Source organism: Pseudomonas syringae pv. coryli str. NCPPB 4273, assembly GCF_000972175.1.
Taxonomy (GTDB): Bacteria; Pseudomonadota; Gammaproteobacteria; order Pseudomonadales; family Pseudomonadaceae; genus Aquipseudomonas; species Aquipseudomonas syringae.
Genome location: NZ_AWQP01000023.1, coordinates 49,583 through 68,418 on the forward strand (window position 1 = coordinate 49,583; position 18,836 = coordinate 68,418).

Sequence of the window (18,836 nt, forward strand, 5' to 3'; positions counted from 1 at the left end):
TTACCCCGGTCCCTATCCTGTTGGAAGTGTCCCCGCGAGTGTCCCCCATCCGAGAGTTCATTATGAGCAGCCCCAAAACCCTCTACCAAAAGCACATTGATGCGCACACGGTGTGCTCGCTGGACGACCAGGGTCATGTCCTGTTGTACATCGATCGTCAGGTCATCAACGAATACACCAGCCCGCAGGCGTTCAGCGGCTTGCGCGAAGCCGGGCGAAAGGTATGGCGTCCCGGGGCGGCGCTGGCGGTGGTCGATCACGTCAACCGGACCGCTCCTGAACGGACCGCCGTCATGCCCGATGCGGGTGGTGCGCGGCAAGTTTCTTATCTGGCCGAGAACTGTCAGGACTTCGGGATCGAGCTGTTGGACATTCTTGATAAGCGCCAGGGTATCGAGCACGTCGTCGCCCCCGAACAGGGGTTCATTCTCCCCGGGATGGTCATTGCCGCAGGCGACAGCCACACCACTACTTACGGTGCACTGGGTGCCTTCGGCTTCGGCATCGGCACCTCTGAAATAGAGCATCTGCTGGCTTCGCAGACACTCGTCTACAAACGCTTGAAAACCATGCGAATCAGCGTCGTGGGTGCCTTGTCGCCTGGCATGACATCCAAGGACGTCATCATGGCCCTGATCGGTCAGATCGGCGCGTCCGGTGCCACGGGTTTTGCCATCGAGTTTGCCGGAGCGACCATCGATGCCCTGAGCGTCGAGGCGCGAATGACCATTTGCAACATGGCCGTCGAAGCCGGCGCTCGTGGCGCATTCATGGCACCTGACCAGAAAGTCTTCGACTACCTGGAAGGCAGGCCGCGCGCACCCAAAGGCGAGCAATGGCAGCGTGCGGTCGAACGATGGCGCCACTTGCGGAGCGACCCGGGCGCCGTGTTCGACCATGAGGTGACGCTCGACGTCAGTACCCTCCTCCCGATGCTCACATGGGGCATAAGTCCCGATCAGGTGGCTGCCATTGATGCCCGGGTTCCGGACCCGCAGCAGGTCAGTGATCTCATCCTGCGCGCGGACATGCAGCGCGCCCTGACCTACATGGGCCTTAAGCCCGGCGAGCCTTTGGATGAAATCGTCATCAGCCACGCGTTTATCGGCTCCTGCACCAATGCCCGTATCGAAGACCTGCGCGATGCAGCCAGTGTGATTCGCGGCAGGCAAGTGGCAACGCACGTGCGCGCCATGGTCGTGCCGGGCTCCACCGCCGTTCGCGACCAGGCTGAAGCTGAGGGCCTGGCAGCCATTTTTCGGGACGCCGGCTTCGAGTGGCGCCAATCGGGCTGTTCCATGTGCCTGGCCATGAACGATGATGTACTCGCCCCGGGAGACCGCTGTGCATCGAGTACCAATCGCAATTTCGAAGGCCGTCAGGGTGCCGGTGCACGCACCCACTTGATGAGCCCGGCAATGGTGGCAGCCGCTGCAATCAGCGGGCATCTGACGGATGTTCGGCCATCAGGGGAACGCGTATGAGCATGAATCCCTTCACCTGCGTGACCGGCACCGCTGCGCCGATGCTGGCGGCCAATATCGACACCGACGTGATCATGCCCAAGCAATTCCTCAAGGGGATTGACCGCAGCGGGCTGGAGCACGGGCTGTTTCACGACGTGCGCTTTTTGCCGTCAGGGCAGCCAGACCCTGCATTCGTGCTCAATAAACCCGCCTGGCAGCGTGCGCGCTTCATGGTGGTCGGTCCGAACTTCGGCTGCGGTTCCAGTCGGGAGCATGCCGTCTGGGGCCTCAGGCAGAGAGGCATTCGCGCGCTGATTGGCACGAGCTTCGCCGGCATCTTTTACGACAACTGCCAGCGTAACGGTGTGCTGTTGATCAGCCTTGAGGCCGCTACGGTGCAACGCATCGGCGAGATCGTTGCGCAGCCGGAGACGTCCGGGATCACCATCGACCTGAACCAACAAACAATTCTCCTGCACGGGGATGAAGTGGTTCACTTCCAGATCGACACCTTGCGCAAAACCGCGCTGTTGCTTGGGCTGGATGCCATTGGCAGCAACCTGCAGCGCAGCGAGCAGATACAGGCATTTGAACGCGAGCATCTGGCCGCAAATCCGTGGTTGTCGTGATGGAAGGGCTATCTCGATAACCGCACGGTCAGGCGCACAATCCCGTGCGCCCTGCCCTGTCCAGAATCGACGTTCAGATCGACAGCTGCGCGAAGTGCGCTTGGAGAAACTCGACGCATGCCCTCAGCTTTCCCGAGTGAGCAAGCCGCGTGGGATAGACCGCCCACACGTTGGCGCTTTGCCCGTAATCGTGCAGCACCTGAATCAGCCGGCCCTGATCGAGGAACGGTTTGACATCCCACATCGAACGCAGCAACACCCCTCGCCCATTGATGTGGCCTAATCATTCCGGACACACCCAAAGGAGCGGTACCCTACCGCTCAACGATGAGGTGTCCGATGTCAAAACGTCAGTTTCCAACCGAGTTCAGACTTGAGGCTGCCCGCCTTGTTCTTGATGCCAATTATTCAACCGCTCAGGCCTGCGAGGCTATGGGTGTCGGGGCAACAGCACTGCGTCGCTGGGTTGAGCAGTTAAGGCAGGAGCGCGGGGGAGTAACGCCTGAAACGGCTAATGCCATGACCGCTGAACAACAACAGATTCAAGCTCTGCATGCCAAAATTCGCAAGCTTGAAATCGAGAAGGAAATCCTAAAAAAGGCTACCGCTCTCTTGATGTCCGATTCCCTCGATCGGTGACTCTGATCGAGAAATTGAGTGAGCGCTTTACTGTGACTGACTTGTGCCGTGTGTTTGGAATGAACCGCGGCCGGTATTACGACTATCTGAAGCAGCGAGATCGAGTTGATCCCGACAGAGAGCGGCTCAAGTTCGAGGCGATTCAATTACACACTCAAAGTCGCCGATCAATGGGAGCTCGCAGTTTGTCAGCGGCCTTGAAAGCCCGGGGTGAGCAGGTTGGCAGGTTTTTGGCTGGTCGTCTGATGGCCGAGGCGGGTTTGCAAAGCTGTCAGCGTCGACCAAGGCCTTATCGGCATAGCGTCGTGCAATCCCGATTTGCCGAGAATTTGTTGGACCGCCAATTTGAAGTATCAGCCCCCAACCAGGTCAGGCTGCACAGCTACAACGAATACCGCACGCCAGTGGATCAGGAAAAAAATGGCGGCGTAGCTTCTATAACTGTGTCCGGAATCAGTTGACCAGATCACATGCAACGCCCACTGCAACACGATCTCGCCGCTGTTGGATGACAAGGGGCCGCCGACCCGCACGCTTTCCTGCGAGCTGTCACGCTCCAGCACCCAGACCCCGAAGGCGTTATCGCGCTCCTTGAGGACGAGGCATTCATGCTGCTCAAGATCACACAGCTGCGCAGGCGTTCCGCGACGCTCGAGGTAGTCGGGCGCCGCGCACAAAATACGTCGGTTGCTAACCAACTGACGTCCGATGTGCTGGCCGGGAATGTCGTCACCCACGCGGATTTCCAGATCGAAGCCTTCGTTGACGATATCTACCACCCGGTCGAACAGGTCCAGGCGGATTTCCAGCTCCGGGTAGCGGTCGGCCAGCAACGCCAGCGCGGGTGCCACGTAATTGCGGCCAAAGCCGAACGTGCTGCAGATATGCAACCCGCCACGGGGGTTGTCATGGGCGTCGACCAGATCGTCAGACAGATGCTGAAAGTCTCCCAGGATGCGCGCCGCCCAGTCCTTTACGCGCTCGCCATCGTCGGTCAACGTGATACGGCCACTGGTGCGGTGCAGCAAACGGGTCGCCAGGGTTTTTTCGAGGATCTGAATACGTTTGCTGACGTATGCCGCCGACACGCCAAGCTCATCGGCGGCCGCTGCAAAACCGGCCTTGCGGATCACGGCGAGGAATACCCGCAGGTCTTCGGGGAGGGGCATGGAGCCTTTCTTGTCGATCATCAAAATGGCATGCGTGGCGGTGGGAACCGCGAGGATAACATCGCATCAACGGGCGGTTGCTGCGCCACTTATGGAGCTTGGCTAGACGCGTTCAGCAAAAAACCCAAGCACCTCTTCCAGCAGTAGCTCCGGCACTTCTTCAGCGATGTAATGACCTGAAGGCAACGCCTTGCCGCGTACATCGGTGGCTACTTGCTGCCATTCCTTGAGCGGATCGAAACAGCGCCCGACGGTGCCTTCGGCGCCCCACAACCCCAACAATGGGAGCGTCAGCTGATTACCCGCAGCAATATCTGCACGATCGTGTTCCAGATCGATGCCGGCCGAGGCGCGGTAATCTTCGCAAATGCCCCGCGCGCTGCCGGGGATGTGCAGGCAGCGCAGGTACTCGGCAAACGCCTCTGCCGTGAACGGCTGCATGCCAGCGCTGCGGCTGCCCATCACACTGCGCAGAAAAGAGTTCGGGATTGGCCTCGATCAGGCTCTCCGGCAATGGCGCCGGGCGAATGGGGAAGAACCAGTGCCAGTAGGCGCGGGCAAAGGCTTCATCCGTTTGCGTGTACATCGTCAGGGTGGGCGCGATGTCGAGCAACACCATCTGCTTGACGGCATGTGGATGATCGAGGGCCAGACGATGGGCCACCCTCGCCCCCCGGTCATGGGCAAGCACGCTGAACTGCGCAAAGCCTAGGGACTTCATCAACTCGGCAGCGTCGAGCGCCATCTCACGCTTTGAATAATGCAAATGCTCAGCATCGGCAGCCGGCCTATCGCTGTCGCCGTAGCCACGCAAGTCAGCGGCGACCACGGTGAATTCCGTCGCCAGCTGCTCGGCGACCTTGTGCCAGATGACGTGGGTCTGAGGGTGGCCGTGCAACAGCAACAGCGCAGGGCCACTGCCGCTGATGCGATAGCTGATGGTGAGGCCATTGACCTGGCGTTGTTGTTTCTCGAAACCAGCGAACATGATTCGACTCCGTAAGGGCGCAGGCTGAATCCTGAGATCAACCGAAGCGCGCGGCAATAGGCCAAACGTAGAGGCAACGTTCGTGAAGTGTGTAGCACGGCAAGCGAACCATAGTTGTCCGCTGTCTGGATGACCGCCAGCAAAATATAGTTGAAACATTCAACTATATTGTTATGCTTCAGCAATCCAACTGGAGCCGTCCATGTATTCCGACTTTCTGAACTTCAAACTCGATATGGCGAGCGCCTTGCTGATGGAGCGCGCCAACGTCGTTTACCGCGATCATTGGGATCTGGATGTTCGTGGGCTGCGAGTGCTTCGCCTGATTCAGGCGTGCCCGGACATTACGCCCAAGGAAGTGTCGGCTCGCGCCATGCTTGAAAAGACCCTGCTGTCCAAAACCCTGGCGCTGCTGGAATCGCGTGCGCTGATTTCTCGCCATACCCACCCTGTCGATCGCCGAAGCGTCGGGCTGCGTTCCACTGCCCTGGGCGCCCAGATTGCCGAGGACTCCTCGATCGTGGGTGCCGACCTTGAAAAGCGCCTGATCGGCAGCCTTTCGCCACAGGAGCGTGAAACGCTGGACGCACTGCTTTCCAAGCTGGTGAACAGCCTCCTGCCACTATCATAACGCACTAAATCTACCCACATCTTTTGCCCTCTTTTTATAAGGAGTAACCCATGTCGTCCCTGAAAAAGTTGATTCCCGATCTCGATGCCCTGCTGCCGGAGCTTGAGGCTATCTACAAAGACCTGCATCGCCACCCGGAATTGTCGATGTGCGAGTACCGCACTGCGAAAATCGCCGGCGACTACCTGGAGCGCTATGGCTACGAGGTTACACGTGAAATCGGTGTGACCGGGGTGGTCGGCGTGATGCGCAACGGCGATGGTCCGGTAGTCATGCTGCGCGCGGACACGGACGCACTGCCCATGGCCGAAGCCACCGGTCTGCCCTACGCCGCCGATGTGGTCAGCCAAAACGAAGACGGCGTGGAGGTGCCCGTTTGCCACTCCTGTGGACATGACATGCACGTCACGTGGCTGATGGGCGCGGCGCGGGTACTCGCCGAGCACCGCGACACTTGGCAAGGCACACTGTTAGCCGTTTTCCAGCCCGGCGAAGAGGTGGGGGCCGGGGCACAGAACATGATCGATGACGGCATGCTCGAACGCTTCCCCAAACCCGACATCATTTTGGGCCAGCACGTGATGGTCGGGCCGGCCGGGACAGTCGGCCACCGCAGTGGCACCATCCTGTCGGCCGGTGACAGCTTTAAGATCAAGCTATTCGGCCAGGGCTCCCACGGCTCGCAGCCACAGACGTCGATTGATCCGGTCATCATGGCGGCATCCACCGTGCTGCGCCTGCAGACCATTGTCTCGCGAGAAATATCTCCGCTGGAGCACGCCGTGCTGACCGTAGGCTCGTTGCAGGCAGGCACCAAGGAAAACATCATCCCCGATGACGCCACCCTCAAGCTGAACATGCGCACCTACGATGAGGGCGTGCGCGAGCACATGCTGGGGGCAATCAAGCGCATTTGCTGCGCCGAATGCTCGGCCTCCAACGCGCCCCGCATGCCTGAATTCACCACGCTCAATCGCTACCCGTTGACCGTCAACGATGCCGAGGCGTCCGAGCGTCTGGCTTACGCATTCGGTGACTGGTTTGGCGAGCGCGCATTTGAAACCGCGCCCGCCGCGGCCAGCGAGGACTTCAGCGTTTTCGGCCGCACCTGGAAAGTGCCGTACGTTTTCTGGTTTGTCGGCTGTACGGACCCGGAGATCTACGCTCAAGCCAAGGCGCATAACCAGATCAACCGCATTCCAAGCAACCATTCGCCCAAATTTGCGCCGTTGCTGCACCCTACCTTGCGCACCGGTCTGGAAACCATGCTCTGTGCGTCATTCGCCTGGTTCGCAGGCACCGAGTAAACCCACGATGCACAGTGACTGGATCTACACACTGCTCGATTTGCTGGGGACGTTTGCGTTTGGCGTCAGCGGCGCAGTGGCGGCGCGTCAGCAGCGACTGGACCTGTTCGGTATCGCCACCATCACCTTCGTCGTCGCCTGCGGAGGGGGAATTGTCCGCGATCTGTGTCTGGGCACACTGCCGCCTGCGGGCCTGACGAACTGGCGCTACCTGGGGGTATCCCTGGTGGCTGCGGCCTGGGTGATATGGGCGGATCCGGCGGCGAATCGGCTAAGGTCACCGGTGCAACTCTTCGATGCCATCGGCCTGGGGCTGTTCGCAGTAGCGGGAGCAAAAAAAGCCCTGGCCGTGGGTGCGGGGGCCGAGGTCGCCATTGCGTTGGGCGTGGTCAGCGCTGTGGGAGGTGGGGTGCTCAGGGATGTGTTGCTGTCCCGCGTGCCCACGATTTTGCAACGGGAGATCTACGCCTCTGCCGCGCTGGCAGGGGCCGCTGCCGAGGTTGCGCTCAGTCAACTGGTTGCAGGCTCGGCGTGGACGCCATGGTTCGCCGCCTCGGTTTGTATCGTGCTGCGTCTGGGGTCGTTGCGCTTTGGTTGGCGCTTTCCCGTCATCTGAAGTCCCGGGGCCGCTGAATGCGCTACGTTGCGTCTGCCGTACAAGCCTCCACCAGCCACGGGATTTTTCGGCGACAGTATTCAAGGTAAGTGCGCACCACGGCAGAAGGATGACGATGGGCAGGATAGAGAAGATTCAAGGGCGCTGACGGCAACGGACATTCCGATAGCAGCGGCACTAACAAGCCGCGTCCAATGGCGTCCTTTACGATGAAGGGCGGGAGTTCGGTAATCACCTCGCCGGCCAATACACTGTGCAGTAAATGCATGCTGTCGTTCGTCGACAGCACTGTGTTTGGCGCTACAGAGGTACCTGCAAATCGCCATGTTCTGTTGGTATTGGTGCCGAGGCTCCACGTCGCACAGGGAAAACGGCTTAGATCTTCCGGCGTCATCGGCCGGCCGTGGGTCGCGATAAACCGGGGGCTGGCGACCAGCACATGGCGATAATCGAGCAGATGCCGTGCGATCAGTGCTTCGTGTTCCACCTCCCCGACGCGAAGCGCCACGTCGATGCCGTCCTCGACCGGGTGAACACGACGCTCCGTCGACAGCAGATGAACGCGGATATCGGGATGCTCATTCTGAAAGTCAGTAACAAGCTGCCACCAGGGCGAGAATGAGGGCGGCACTGAAAGACGCAGCTTCCCCTGAACATGGGCTTGATCGCTCATGACGGCGTCTTCGCCTTCCTGGATCAGTTCCAGGCCGCGAGTGGCATGCTCAAACAGCCGTGTCCCCGCTTCGGTCAGCTTGACGCCTCTGGCAGAGCGCTCCAGCAACTGAACGTTCAGCGCCCGCTCCAGCGCGCGAATCCGTCGGCTTGCCGTGGGTAACGGCACGCCCAGACGGTCGGAGCCAGCCGTCATGCTGCCCGCCTGCACGACGCTGACAAGCATCTGCACCGCATTGAGATCCATACGTTTTCCCTCTCATTCATGAAACCCATAGTCTCATTGGCAGGCATTCTCTTTCAACAATGCAGCACATAGAGTGGTGCCTCGCTCAACCACGGCAAGGAACACTCATGGTCACTGTCACCCAGGCCCTCCAGTCGCGCTTCTCGGCTCACAGTTATGATCCCACTCACGTTTTATCGGAGCAGGACATCAGTGGCCTGATCGACCTGACACGCCATGCACCCTCCGCGTTTAATCTGCAGAACTGGCGCTTCATCGCCGTGCACACCCAGGCTTCGAAAGCGACATTACTGTCTCTGGCCTATAGCCAGGAAAAGGTAGTCGACGCCGCCGTAACATTTATCGTCTGCGGGACACTTGACCCGCACAAGACCATCGCCGGTTCGTTGCGCCCTTCCGTGGACGCAGGAATCCTGGACGAAGCGACGTTCAAAGGTTGGGTTGGGGCCGTAGAGGGGATGTACGCGGACAATCCTGGGATGCAACGCGATGAGGCGGTTCGGTCAGCCTCTCTGGCAGCCATGACGCTGATGATGGTCGCCACTGAAAAAGGTCTGGCGTCTACGCCAATGATCGGCTTTGACCAGGCAGGCGTCGCCGCGGCGTTCAATCTGGGGGACCGTGAAGTTCCCGTGATGCTGGTGACTGTGGGACGCGCAGGTGCCAATAACTGGCCTCAAAAACCACGCAGGGCAACACGCGACATCCTGTCGATCGTCTGATTCTTTTTAATGGAAAACCCAATGTCGTTATCTACCTTTGTCGTCATCGCCAAAATTGCATTGCATCCCGGTGCGCGCGCCGCGTGCCTGCGAGTGGCAGCAGCAGACGCCGAAGGCTCGCTGAGCCAGGAAACGGGCTGCGTGGCCTTCAATGTTCTCGTTCCTGAAGATGATGAGAGCTATGTGGTCTTCCATGAAATTTATGCAGACCGCGAGGCGTTCGACCTGCATCTGACTCAACCGCACTTCCACGCCTTCGAGCGCGACGCCGAACATTTGATGATCGGCAAACCCGACATCATCTTTTTTGCCGCTTATTCAAACTGAATCATTGCTGACGACTGCCTTCGAGCAGGTTGTCCGCCTGGTCCGGGCCTGCCTTGCGTCCCCATTGCCCAGTGCCTTTGTCGCGAGGCCCTATTGTCTGGAGTTCGAACACCGTGAAGCTGTACGTCTACGATCACTGCCCCTTCTGCGTGAAAGCGCGCACGATTTTCGGATTGAAGGACACCGCATTCGATCTCGTCATTCTCCTGAACGACGATGAGGCCACCCCAAAGCGGATGATCGGCAAGAAAATGGCCCCCATTCTGGAGCACGACGGGCGCTACATCGCCGAAAGCATGGACATTGTGGCCCATGTCGATGGCTTGTCCGGCGACCGGGTCCTGACCGGCGCCAGCAACCCGGCCCTGACAGACTGGAACAGCGAAGTGACCGGCCCGCTCTACTCCCTGGCTATTCCACGGTGGGCGAATGCCGGTTTCGAAGAGTTCTCCACACCGGCTGCACGCGCCTATTTCACGCGCAACAAAGAGGCCATGCTCGGCAGCTTCAAGGATCACTGGCGGCCAGCGCCAACTATATCGCGACGCTGAACCGTCATCTGCTGGCGCTGGAGCCAATCATCCAGTCGCCGGACGCAGTGAATGGCGAGCTGTCGGAAGATGACGTCCATCTGTTTGCGACCTTGCGCAGCATGTCCATCGTACGCGGTATCGTGTATCCGCCCGCTGTCCAGGCTTACCGCTTGCGCATGGCCGAACGTACCGGCATCGACCTCCACGATCACATCGCCATTTAATAGCGGTCCGTCCGGCGATCAAGGTTCGACAGTCAGTTCGGGGTTTCCTCAAAGTGGCACGGTAAGTTTGATCCAGTACGCTTCGCCTTCGGGACGGTTGCGAACGTCACTTTCCTTTTGCCACTTTGCGGTGACGGACCATTCGGATGAACCGCTGTATTTAACTGCCGGACCTATCGCAAAGGCTCGGCCTTTATTGTTTTCCACACGGTCGTCGTCTTGGCGATCATCGGTTGTCTGGCGATAGATGTAGCCACCGACGCCCAGTACCCAGCCATGGCCGACGCCCCAGCCTAGGGAATAGTCTGCGTGCAGTTCCTGGCCCGATCGATAGTCGGTGTCTGAGTTACGCAAGTTGAAGTCGTACATCATCTTGATGTCGGCATTGAGCCCTGCGGGGTCTACGTAAGAGAACGCCGCGATGGGTTCGAATGCCCAGTAATTGCGCCCGATATTGGCAAGGTCCCCACGATCATATCGTCCTGTTGGAGCGAAAATATCCAGCGCGTAGAGCGCGTGGAATTTATCGCTGTAGTGATAGCCCAGAGCAGGGCCGAAGATGACATCGCCGAGGCCCTTCTTGCTTTGATGCTGGCCGTTGACGTCGACCCGCAGGTCAACCAGCGGAACGTTGACGTGAAAGGCCAGGGCACCGTCGAGCACCTTTTGCTCCGTCACCCAGATCAGCCTTGGCGCGATGACGTCTGCGCTCAGATGAAAATCGTCGACCGCCTCGCCGCCCCGATTGTCACGCAGCTCATTTGCCCGATAACTTTCGACGAATATCTGACCGTACAGACCCGGTGGCGGCATGGCCCCGGTCATATAATTTTCCGCCCCCATGGGGTAGGAGGATCCCCCGCCCTCCGTCGCCTGGGCGCCTGGCTGCACAAGCATCAGCGCTGATCCCACCATCGGATAATTAACATGTTGGATAAGGCGTGCCGGTTCGTACGATTTATTATTATTCATTGTTCGCAACCCTGAATGGGTGAGTACGCGCTGGCCCTAACGATGGCTGATCGCAGGGCCGCCTGACAGGTCGGGTTATGCCGTGTGTTATCCCTAGAAGGGATAAGGCTGGTCCGACGGCTCCACGGTGACCCATTTCACTTCGGTGAACTCGTCGATCACGGCGCTGCCATCAAACCGGCCGTAGCCGCTGTTCTTCATGCCGCCATAGGGGGCTTGGGGTTCGTTCTGTACCGTCGCGCCGTTGATATGCACGCAGCCAGCGTCCAGACGACTCGCCAACTCCAGCGCGCGGCTGACATCACGGCTGAAGATTGACGAAGACAGTCCATACGCAGTGTCATTGGCGACTGACAGCGCCTGCTCCGCCCCCTTCACCCGGACGACGGTGGTAACCGGTCCGAAGGTTTCCTCATCGTAGATATCCATTGACGAATTGACGTGATCGACCAGCGTCGCGCTCATCAACGCCTGCTCCGCCAAACCGCCCGCCACAATCCTTGCGTCCTTGCGGGTGGAGTCGCCGAGCAGTTGATTGATGCGCTGGATCGAGCCCTGGGAAATCATCGGCCCGATCACACAGGCTAGCGCCGAAACCGGGTTTCCTGTCTGCAGGCCGCTGATACGCGCGGCAAACATTTCGACGAACCGGTCCGCGATCGTTTCGTCAACGACGAAGCGCTCGGTCGACATGCAGATCTGCCCCTGATAGAGGTACGCGCCAAACACCGCCGCGTTCACCGCGCCGTGGAGATCAGCGTCGTCGAGAACGATAAAGGGCGCCTTACCGCCCAGCTCCAGTAGGCGCCGCTTGAGATATCTGGCGCTGGTCTGCGCAACCATCCGCCCCACATTGGTCGAGCCCGTAAAGTTGATTCGCCGCACAGTGTCGTGAGCAATCAAGGCTTCGGTAACGGCCGATGCGTCCTCGGGGGCCGAAATGATGAAGTTCAGAACGCCGGGAGGAAAGCCTGCTTCATGGAAGGATTGCGCCAGCAGCTCGTGAGTACGCGGACTGTTCTCCGAGCCTTTGAAAATCACCGTATTGCCACACGCCAGCGGGTAGGCAATCGCCCGGGCGCCCAATATCACCGGCCCGTTCCACGGGACGATGCTCAACACGGTGCCCACCGGCTGGCGGAGGGTCATGGACAGGGTCCCGGCTTTGTCGTTCGGGATGGTTTCACCCTTGATCTGAGTGGTGAGTGCCGCAGCCTCACGCAATAGATTCGCAGAGGCCCCCACGTTGAATTGCGCCCACAGCTGTGAGGCGCCGATTTCTTCTGCCATCACGCTGCAGAACGTCGCCATCTTGCTTTCCAGCACGTCGGCCGCCGCCAGCAGCAGGCGACGACGTTCGGTCGGTCCAACCCTGGACCAGGTCTTGAACGCGTGTTGCGAGGAGGCCGCTGCCCGCAACGCATCTTCAATGCCGCACGCTGCCCCTTCGGTGACCAGTTGCGCGCTGACAGGGTCCATTCGGCGGTAGGTTTTGCCGCTGGCGGCGTCCTGTTTTTGGTTGTCGATAACCAGTTGCACATTCATCGTTCGCTACCTTTATGAGTCAGGGGTTCAGGCCGGATCGGTCGCTGTCGGCATGCGCAGGATGGGCTTGATCGTGATTCCGCTTTCGCTGTCAGCCATGGCTTCGTTGATCTGGTCAAAGGAGTAGAAGCGGCACAGTTTGTCGAAGGGAAAGCGGCCCTGCAGATACAAGTCGACCAAGGTGGGGATGAATGCGTTGGCGACGACATCGCCCTGCACGATGCCCATGATTCGTTTGCCGGGAATCATGACGTCGTTGACGTTGAAGGCCACTTCCGTGCCCATCTTGGTGGCGCCAACAATGCCACAGGTCCCCAGGGTGGTTACCGCGTCAATCGCCTGTCGCAACACTTCCGCGCGGCCGAAACATTCCAGGCTGTAGTTGACGCCACCGCCGGTGATTTCACGGATGCGCTGCACGGGGTCCTCGTCCCGGCTGTTGATGACATGGGTCGCCCCCAACTCAAGTGCCATTTCCAGCCGACTGGGGGTGACGTCCACCGCGATGATGGTAGTGGCGCCTGCAACCCTGGCCGCCATCACCGCTGCCAGGCCTACCGCGCCTGCACCGAATGCGGCGAAGCTCGCGCCTGCCTCCACCTTCATGGCCTTCAGAACGGAGCCTGCGCCGGTCTGAATTCCGCACCCCAAGGGGCCCAGCAGTTCCAGCGGGGCGGCTTTGGAAACCTTGACCACGTTGCGTTCGCTGGCGACGACGTACGTCGAAAACGATGACTGACCGAAAAAATGATCATGGATGGGGGCGTTCCCGTCGCAGCTGCACGTCGCCGTGCTGCCATCCAGACGACCACCGCCGAAGTTGAGCGGGTGCATGTGGGAGCAATGGGCCGGGTGTCCGGTCTCGCACGGCAAGCACAGCCCACACGACATGTACGTCATCACGACGTGGTCGCCGGGCGCGACAGTGGTTACGGCCGAGCCCACTGACTCGACCACGCCCGCGCCTTCGTGACCCAGAACGATAGGCAGTGGCGTGGGAAACAACTGATCGCGCACGACCATGTCGGTATGGCACACGCCTGTCGCCACCACGCGCACGCGGACTTCGTCGTTGCGCGGGGCGCTCAGCTCGGCCTGCTCCAGGCGCAGGGTTGCGCCTGCCTGACGCAAGACGGCGACAGTGATTTCAATAGGTTTTGACTGACTCGGGGACATGCGGTGATCCTCTTTTTTATTGTCGACCGGGGTGTGGAATCGGTTGTCACAACGCCGGCAGTGCCCGCACACGGTTGCTTCGCTGCTCGGCCGTTTTATCCAGCGCCGGGCGCAGCTGGAAGTCGAACGTCATCTCTGCAAACCGCCCTTCGACCTCCTCCCTGCGGCCCTGCTCGGTGGCTTCGACAAAGCGGACCTCGCCGATCAGTCCGTCGCGGGTGGCGTAAGCGAAGTCATCCCAGAGGTAGGCATCGTTGGACAGGTTTATCTGGGTGGTCAGATGCTCATGCCCTGGCGCAGACACGAAAAAATGGATATGCGCCGGACGTTGACCATGGCGCCCAAGCTGGTTCAGGCATTCCTGAGTCGGACCTGACGGGTTGCACCCGTACCCCGACGGCACGATGCTGCGAAAGCGGTAACGCCCCTGCTCGTCGGTCACTATCCAGCGACGCAGGTTGTAGGCGGACTGGCTTTTGTCGAAGTGAGAGTAGTTGCCTTTGGTGTCCGCCTGCCAGACGTCAACCCATGCTGCGGCAATCGGCTGGCTCTGCAGGTCAACCACCTTCCCCTCCACGAACATGGCGGTGGCGGCATCGCCCTCGGCGCCGTCGTCCAGCCGTGCATAGCCTTCGCACAGGGGGGCGCCGGCGACATAAAGCGGCCCTTCGATGGTACGCGGCGTCCCGCCGGTTCGACCGGCATGTGTCTGTATCGCGTCGTTGCGCAGGTCGAGGAAGTGCTCGATGCCTAGCCCTGCAGCCAAAAGGCCGGCCTCATTGCTTGCACCGAGCCGGTTGAGGTATTCGACCGCCGACCAGAACTCGTCATCGCTGACGTCCAGCTCCTCGGTCAGGCGAACGGTTTCCTGCAGCAGCCGGAAGACGATCTGCTTGTTTCGCGCGCTTCCCGCGGTGTTTTTCAATCCTGCAGCGTCCGCCAGAAACGCGAGAACTTCAGGCGTGTTTGGGGAGCCTACAGAATTCGGAAAAAATCGTACGATAAGCTGAATCTGCTTGAGTGCGCTTCTTTTCCGGTGCCTCCTATTGCCCAGAATTACCAGTAGTCAGATTTAATGGGGGGCTGTGCCGTAATCGCCGGAAACTCCGTCGGAAAACGTCAACAGAGCGGTTTCCGGCTGATTTTGCTATCCGACACGGTATTCCGTATATGTTTTGGCTGCTCAATGAGGCCGTTTTCGGCTTGTTAAAATCCCGTTTCTTAGGCGACCGATGATAGTGGGAAGGTGCGTCCCCACATGAGTCTCACGGTGAAATGACTTGCATTAATGCAGGTTTTATAGGGATTTCGACGTTTAAAAAACTTTGGCGTTGGCCTACGTTTGCAAGGAACTGAATCCATCCCAGATGCCACACAATACGGCCATTTTAATGAAAATTTGGTGTATGCGTAACTTCATCGTTAGCGGTTGAAAACCTTTAAAAGCGGCAGTGAGCCAACGCCAATCCGAGAGCTTATCGCTGACGTTGAATGCATATCCACTATCTTGTACAGAGAACTATGCTATGGGATGTTTCAACGTTACGGGTGCCAGTGGCAGAGCGAACAACTATGTTGTCGAGCGCCACGAAGATCGGAGTTCGATAGGGCAGGAAAGCCCCAGGCAAGAGATTGCCGATAGTCCGCTGAGTCGATCTGGCCGCTCCTCCAACAGAACCTCTCCCCGCGTATCGCTGGACAGGCTCAGGGCTTTCAGTCCCCCAGGCGGCGCGTCAGTTGGCGCTTTGAGAAATTGGTTCTGGCAGGGACAGGCTGTTCAACATCTGCAACAGCTCAAAGCGGAGCTCGACAACGGTTCGAGCATTCGCGAGCTGTTGGACGGACCTGGATTTGGCGCCTTGCTGACCCATGTGATCGACGATATCGCCTCGATTTCAAACGCGGAAAACCTGTCGCCGATCGAGGCCGCAGAGGCGCTCAGGCAAGCTATTAGCACCGGGCGCGGGGCGAACAATATGGATATAGGTTTGAAAAACGTTCTGCAATTCGGACTTTATGCGGTCAGGGAAAAACTGCAAGGGGAAGCCGAGCTCGCCGACTCGATGCGCACACACCCGGCTTTTCAGTCTTTCCCGGTGGCCCACACCTGGAAATTTTGCATTGAGCAAGAGCGTTGGAATGATCACGGTGCGGCATCCGGCATGCGATTTGACAACGAGCCCGGCTACATGGGTGGTATGTCGCGCGGCTTAAAATTCGTCATCGACTCGGAAGCGGGTTCCTCGTCCAGGAAAAAAGGCGAAATCGATGCTACTTGGGTGGAGAATTTGCACGACATCGCTGTCAATGGCGTGTTCCAGCGCAGCGTCATGCATCCTTGGCAGTCCGGCGTCGATGCCGACGAAGCCGTGAATGCAGTCGCCGCCCTTACCGCGCCTGGCAGCAATATCAGCGATAAGATCAGTAGCGCAGCGTCGGCAATCTACCATTTGCCGCATCACCTAATGCCATTGGCGGGTGGGTATCGACACAACGAGCTGATCCAGTTCGGCCTGGATCACCCCAAGAATCTGACTCCGGCCGGGCTCGGCGACCTGCAAAAGTTCCAGTCCCGGTTCGCCGGGTGGGCTGAGTTTCGAAGCAGGGATAATCGTCCGATCGACTGGGATGAGGTAGAGCGCGGCAACGCCGGGGTTACTTGGGCGTGCCCGGGAAAAAGCCGCAAAGAGGTTACGAAGCTGGTGCAAAATGTGCTCCGAACGCATTATCACGAGATAAAAAGGACTACCAACGCAGAGGCCGCACTGCATGTGGTGGCACGAACGTGCGCCACCCTGGAGCGCGCGCACGTGTTCATGGATGGCAACGCACGAACTTTCGGTTGCCTGCTCCTCAACAAACTGCTGCTTTCCGCAGGTTTATCACCATCCATGGCCCCTGATGCCAACGAATTCGACGGCTACTCGAACGAAGAACTGGTGGCGCGGATTCGGGAAGGACAGGATATGTTCCGGGCACATTGCCAAGCCTAGCGATCGTCCGCGCATTGCCAATGATCGCTTTTTGATGTACAGGCATTTTAAAATGCTTATGCATCAAGCTGAGGCTATAAAGGAGGCGTTATGCCCGATCGTGGGAAGCGGCTTGCTAGCGGAGTTATCTGTCTTCGCGGGTGTGTCACAGGTGCAGCAGCGAGATAGTCGATTCGACTATCTCGCAGCGCATATCGTAATGACCAACATGGATTCGGCGTACATCCCGCGGTTCAAATTCTTCAAGTCGCTGACCAATGCGCGGATTGGTCAGCAGCGTGGTAGGTGCGGCGGTAAGTTGCTGCACTGTTCGTGCGGCGGCAGGCTGATTCACCGAGGCCAGACACTCGTATAATCGGGTAAGGGGAGCCTAGAGAATTCGGAAAAAATCGTACGCTAAGGTTTTCCGAGCTGTCGTAACGGCCTGAATTTACCGTCTTCCAGCTTGCGGCTCTGCCGCCAAACGTAATCGCCGGTCAGGTTGATGTGCTCCCAACCCAACGGCGACAGGTATTGGTAGAGGGCTTCCCTACTTATACCGAACTCACGGGCCAACTGGGCTTTCGGTTCCCGGAAGCCCAGTTGCCGGACTGCGACCGCCTGTTCGTCGGACAGGGTCTTCTTGCGAGCCCGGTAAGCTCCACGTTACTTAACCAGGATGCCTTTTTCGGCGGACTGCACTGTATAGGAATTTTGAAATCCCTATACATCGAGCAGCGTCACTCCACACGCTGAATAACCATGCTCTCCAATTGCAGGTGCCCATTCAGTCGACTGCCGTATCTGGTCATCAGATTCTGGAACATCAAAGGCAACTCCGGTAAAGTGGTAGAGAACTCGCCATAGTTTGGATCAAAGAGGTTCACACTGCCTTCGGAGCTGGAAGCAGTGATGGCATGCCTTACACGCTTTCCATTGTTTTCAAAGCACAAGCTGATCAAATGGGCGCTACCATCGCGCGCAATTTTTTGCAATGCGGTCGATTGCCGATCCGCATGGAATACCGAGGGTTCACCTACAGGCTGCAAATCTTGACTTCGCAAAAGGGTTTTGCGCGCCGATATTCGACCTGCTTCTCGCTGATCCCGCGACCCGCTCACTGAACCTGCTGCATTTTTGTATTGGTTCTGGATGTCCGAAGCATGGTCAAGATCCAGCGCCTCCATTCTGTAACTCGCCTCCCCCTCATCACGCAATCGCAACCATTGGATTGCCAAGCCCATACAAGATTGACTAGCGTTCGCATTATTCAACGCTGCAATTCTATAGTTAAATACTGCGTCGATATCCGCCTCAGAGGACTCAGCAGAGGACACGTCGTCATCTGAACTACTCAAGGCCTTCGACGATGAACAGCCGCGTTCAACAGATTGGTGAGTAAGTATTTCTAACCGATGAAGACCAGCCCCTAACCTGACCCTCGTTCTGCCACGTTGACCGATGCTAGTAGCCTGCTGCTTGTCTTCCTCCGCTGTCGAAAAGCTCTGCTCGAGCCGCTCTCTGGTTCGGCGCGACAACTCCGTGGACCGTAGCAAAAGCATCTCACGCCCGGCTGGAGCCGTCGAAGTAGGCGGTACCTGCGGACTGTTCGAGGGTCTAGCGCTGCTCGAGTCGCGAGCGCTCGCTCGCTCAGACTCTGTGTACCCACCTAAATAAGCGCCAGATGCCCCTGCTCTGTTGATAACCACCATATGCTGATTTTCTCCGCTTACTGGCTTGCAGGGTAACTGACCCTGCAAAATTAAAGTGTGTGGCAACGAGCAAGGAAAAGTTCCATCTTGATGCATAGGCATTTTTAAATTCCTATGCATAAGGTCTGTCGCCCCCGTCGAGACCGCCGCTTGGATGTACTCATGGCTGGACTTGGAACTGGGTGACGGGAATTTCTGGGATTCCGGCTTACAACCCCGACCTGTATCAGTACCTGTCGCCGTTGGGTTGGAAGCACGTGAACCTGACCGGCGATTACGTCTAACGGCA

General features: G+C 58.7%; 19 protein-coding genes and 4 pseudogenes. 12 read left to right on the top strand and 11 right to left on the bottom strand.

Features of this window, described 5'->3' with window-relative positions:
• The first annotated feature begins 62 nt into the window (after positions 1-62).
• Positions 63-1,484, top strand: a complete 1,422-nt coding sequence (gene leuC / locus P406_RS11775) for a 3-isopropylmalate dehydratase large subunit (RefSeq protein ID WP_024641766.1) — start codon at positions 63-65, stop codon at positions 1,482-1,484.
• Entirely contained in the window at positions 1,481-2,095 is a 615-nt protein-coding gene (leuD, locus tag P406_RS11780; protein WP_046236257.1) for a 3-isopropylmalate dehydratase small subunit, read from the top strand. The genes leuC and leuD overlap by 4 nt, the downstream gene beginning before the upstream one ends.
• Before the next feature lie 73 nt (positions 2,096-2,168).
• On the opposite strand, the pseudogene P406_RS11785 reads toward leuD, so the two are convergent.
• A pseudogene (locus P406_RS11785) lies at positions 2,169-2,369 on the bottom strand (LysR substrate-binding domain-containing protein); the annotation flags it as partial.
• A 65-nt stretch (positions 2,370-2,434) separates the two neighbouring features.
• Between P406_RS11785 and P406_RS11790 the strand changes: the two are divergent.
• Both P406_RS11790 and P406_RS30255 read left to right on the top strand, forming a co-directional pair.
• Complete coding sequence (locus P406_RS11790) at positions 2,435-2,734, top strand: IS3 family transposase (RefSeq protein WP_011266541.1); 300 nt, start codon at positions 2,435-2,437, stop codon at positions 2,732-2,734.
• Between the two features lie 59 nt (positions 2,735-2,793).
• Positions 2,794-3,195 carry an IS3 family transposase gene (locus tag P406_RS30255; RefSeq protein ID WP_225650235.1) on the top strand — a complete coding sequence of 134 codons (402 nt, stop codon included), beginning with the start codon at positions 2,794-2,796 and terminating at the stop codon, positions 3,193-3,195.
• Here the strand turns inward: P406_RS30255 and P406_RS11795 are convergent.
• Both P406_RS11795 and P406_RS11800 read right to left on the bottom strand, forming a co-directional pair.
• Complete coding sequence (locus P406_RS11795) at positions 3,088-3,903, bottom strand: LysR substrate-binding domain-containing protein (protein ID WP_370737599.1); 816 nt, start codon at positions 3,901-3,903, stop codon at positions 3,088-3,090. The genes P406_RS30255 and P406_RS11795 overlap by 108 nt on opposite strands.
• Positions 3,904-4,005: 102 nt before the next feature.
• A pseudogene (locus P406_RS11800) lies at positions 4,006-4,891 on the bottom strand (alpha/beta fold hydrolase).
• A gap of 202 nt (positions 4,892-5,093) precedes the next feature.
• Here P406_RS11800 and P406_RS11805 point away from each other — a divergent pair.
• From P406_RS11805 to P406_RS11815, 3 genes are read left to right on the top strand one after another with little or no spacing between them, the layout of a single operon-like run.
• Positions 5,094-5,522 (top strand): MarR family winged helix-turn-helix transcriptional regulator, encoded by a 429-nt coding sequence (locus P406_RS11805; protein ID WP_024642061.1) that lies wholly within the window; start codon positions 5,094-5,096, stop codon positions 5,520-5,522.
• Between the two features lie 50 nt (positions 5,523-5,572).
• Positions 5,573-6,829 carry a M20 family metallopeptidase gene (locus P406_RS11810; RefSeq protein ID WP_046236258.1) on the top strand — a complete coding sequence of 419 codons (1,257 nt, stop codon included), beginning with the start codon at positions 5,573-5,575 and terminating at the stop codon, positions 6,827-6,829.
• Between the two features lie 7 nt (positions 6,830-6,836).
• A complete protein-coding gene (locus tag P406_RS11815) occupies positions 6,837-7,445 on the top strand; it encodes a trimeric intracellular cation channel family protein (RefSeq protein WP_032607581.1) in 609 nt (202 codons plus the stop codon).
• A 22-nt stretch (positions 7,446-7,467) separates the two neighbouring features.
• On the opposite strand, the gene P406_RS11820 is transcribed toward P406_RS11815, so the two are convergent.
• Complete coding sequence (locus tag P406_RS11820) at positions 7,468-8,364, bottom strand: LysR family transcriptional regulator (RefSeq protein ID WP_024642059.1); 897 nt, start codon at positions 8,362-8,364, stop codon at positions 7,468-7,470.
• Between the two features lie 107 nt (positions 8,365-8,471).
• On the opposite strand from P406_RS11820, the gene P406_RS11825 reads away from it, so the two are divergent.
• From P406_RS11825 to P406_RS29820, 4 genes are all read left to right on the top strand, one after another.
• Positions 8,472-9,086, top strand: coding sequence for a nitroreductase family protein (locus tag P406_RS11825; RefSeq protein WP_024642058.1), 615 nt, complete (start codon positions 8,472-8,474; stop codon positions 9,084-9,086).
• 21 nt (positions 9,087-9,107) lie between these two features.
• The gene (locus P406_RS11830) at positions 9,108-9,413 is read left to right on the top strand and encodes a putative quinol monooxygenase (RefSeq protein ID WP_024642057.1); all 306 of its coding nucleotides are present in this window, start codon (positions 9,108-9,110) and stop codon (positions 9,411-9,413) included.
• A 113-nt stretch (positions 9,414-9,526) separates the two neighbouring features.
• A complete protein-coding gene (grxB, locus tag P406_RS11835) occupies positions 9,527-9,964 on the top strand; it encodes a glutaredoxin 2 (protein WP_231992660.1) in 438 nt (145 codons plus the stop codon).
• Between the two features lie 47 nt (positions 9,965-10,011).
• Positions 10,012-10,170, top strand: a complete 159-nt coding sequence (locus P406_RS29820; RefSeq protein ID WP_231992662.1) for a glutathione S-transferase family protein — start codon at positions 10,012-10,014, stop codon at positions 10,168-10,170.
• Between the two features lie 48 nt (positions 10,171-10,218).
• On the opposite strand, the gene P406_RS11840 is transcribed toward P406_RS29820, so the two are convergent.
• From P406_RS11840 to catA, 4 genes are all read right to left on the bottom strand, one after another.
• A complete protein-coding gene (locus P406_RS11840; protein WP_046236259.1) occupies positions 10,219-11,085 on the bottom strand; it encodes a SphA family protein in 867 nt (288 codons plus the stop codon).
• 150 nt (positions 11,086-11,235) lie between these two features.
• The gene (locus P406_RS11845; protein ID WP_046236260.1) at positions 11,236-12,687 is read right to left on the bottom strand and encodes an aldehyde dehydrogenase; all 1,452 of its coding nucleotides are present in this window, start codon (positions 12,685-12,687) and stop codon (positions 11,236-11,238) included.
• A 27-nt stretch (positions 12,688-12,714) separates the two neighbouring features.
• Positions 12,715-13,863, bottom strand: coding sequence for an NAD(P)-dependent alcohol dehydrogenase (locus tag P406_RS11850; protein WP_024642054.1), 1,149 nt, complete (start codon positions 13,861-13,863; stop codon positions 12,715-12,717).
• Between the two features lie 46 nt (positions 13,864-13,909).
• The gene (gene catA, locus P406_RS11855; protein WP_032607580.1) at positions 13,910-14,866 is read right to left on the bottom strand and encodes a catechol 1,2-dioxygenase; all 957 of its coding nucleotides are present in this window, start codon (positions 14,864-14,866) and stop codon (positions 13,910-13,912) included.
• Between the two features lie 742 nt (positions 14,867-15,608).
• Between catA and P406_RS11860 the strand changes: the two genes are divergently transcribed.
• Positions 15,609-16,856: a hypothetical protein gene (locus P406_RS11860; RefSeq protein WP_046236261.1), complete on the top strand. Its 1,248-nt coding sequence runs from the start codon at positions 15,609-15,611 to the stop codon at positions 16,854-16,856.
• Between the two features lie 145 nt (positions 16,857-17,001).
• Here the strand turns inward: P406_RS11860 and P406_RS27585 are convergent.
• From P406_RS27585 to P406_RS11870, 3 genes and pseudogenes are all read right to left on the bottom strand, one after another.
• Positions 17,002-17,220, bottom strand: a pseudogene (locus P406_RS27585) (type II toxin-antitoxin system RelE/ParE family toxin); the annotation flags it as partial.
• A gap of 143 nt (positions 17,221-17,363) precedes the next feature.
• A pseudogene (locus P406_RS29825) lies at positions 17,364-17,501 on the bottom strand (helix-turn-helix domain-containing protein); the annotation flags it as partial.
• 74 nt (positions 17,502-17,575) lie between these two features.
• On the bottom strand, positions 17,576-18,397 hold the full coding sequence (locus tag P406_RS11870; protein ID WP_024660461.1) for a C58 family peptidase: 822 nt from the start codon (positions 18,395-18,397) through the stop codon (positions 17,576-17,578).
• Between the last annotated feature and the right edge of the window lie 439 nt (positions 18,398-18,836).

Coding starts and splice junctions, on each gene's coding strand:
- leuC (WP_024641766.1), top strand. CDS start 63: ATGAGCAGCCCCAAAACCCTCTACCAAAAGCACATTGATGCGCACACG.
- leuD (WP_046236257.1), top strand. CDS start 1,481: ATGAGCATGAATCCCTTCACCTGCGTGACCGGCACCGCTGCGCCGATG.
- P406_RS11790 (WP_011266541.1), top strand. CDS start 2,435: ATGTCAAAACGTCAGTTTCCAACCGAGTTCAGACTTGAGGCTGCCCGC.
- P406_RS30255 (WP_225650235.1), top strand. CDS start 2,794: ATGAACCGCGGCCGGTATTACGACTATCTGAAGCAGCGAGATCGAGTT.
- P406_RS11795 (WP_370737599.1), bottom strand. CDS start 3,903: ATGCCCCTCCCCGAAGACCTGCGGGTATTCCTCGCCGTGATCCGCAAG.
- P406_RS11805 (WP_024642061.1), top strand. CDS start 5,094: ATGTATTCCGACTTTCTGAACTTCAAACTCGATATGGCGAGCGCCTTG.
- P406_RS11810 (WP_046236258.1), top strand. CDS start 5,573: ATGTCGTCCCTGAAAAAGTTGATTCCCGATCTCGATGCCCTGCTGCCG.
- P406_RS11815 (WP_032607581.1), top strand. CDS start 6,837: ATGCACAGTGACTGGATCTACACACTGCTCGATTTGCTGGGGACGTTT.
- P406_RS11820 (WP_024642059.1), bottom strand. CDS start 8,364: ATGGATCTCAATGCGGTGCAGATGCTTGTCAGCGTCGTGCAGGCGGGC.
- P406_RS11825 (WP_024642058.1), top strand. CDS start 8,472: ATGGTCACTGTCACCCAGGCCCTCCAGTCGCGCTTCTCGGCTCACAGT.
- P406_RS11830 (WP_024642057.1), top strand. CDS start 9,108: ATGTCGTTATCTACCTTTGTCGTCATCGCCAAAATTGCATTGCATCCC.
- P406_RS11840 (WP_046236259.1), bottom strand. CDS start 11,085: ATGGTGGGATCAGCGCTGATGCTTGTGCAGCCAGGCGCCCAGGCGACG.
- P406_RS11845 (WP_046236260.1), bottom strand. CDS start 12,687: ATGAATGTGCAACTGGTTATCGACAACCAAAAACAGGACGCCGCCAGC.
- P406_RS11850 (WP_024642054.1), bottom strand. CDS start 13,863: ATGTCCCCGAGTCAGTCAAAACCTATTGAAATCACTGTCGCCGTCTTG.
- P406_RS11870 (WP_024660461.1), bottom strand. CDS start 18,397: ATGCTTTTGCTACGGTCCACGGAGTTGTCGCGCCGAACCAGAGAGCGG.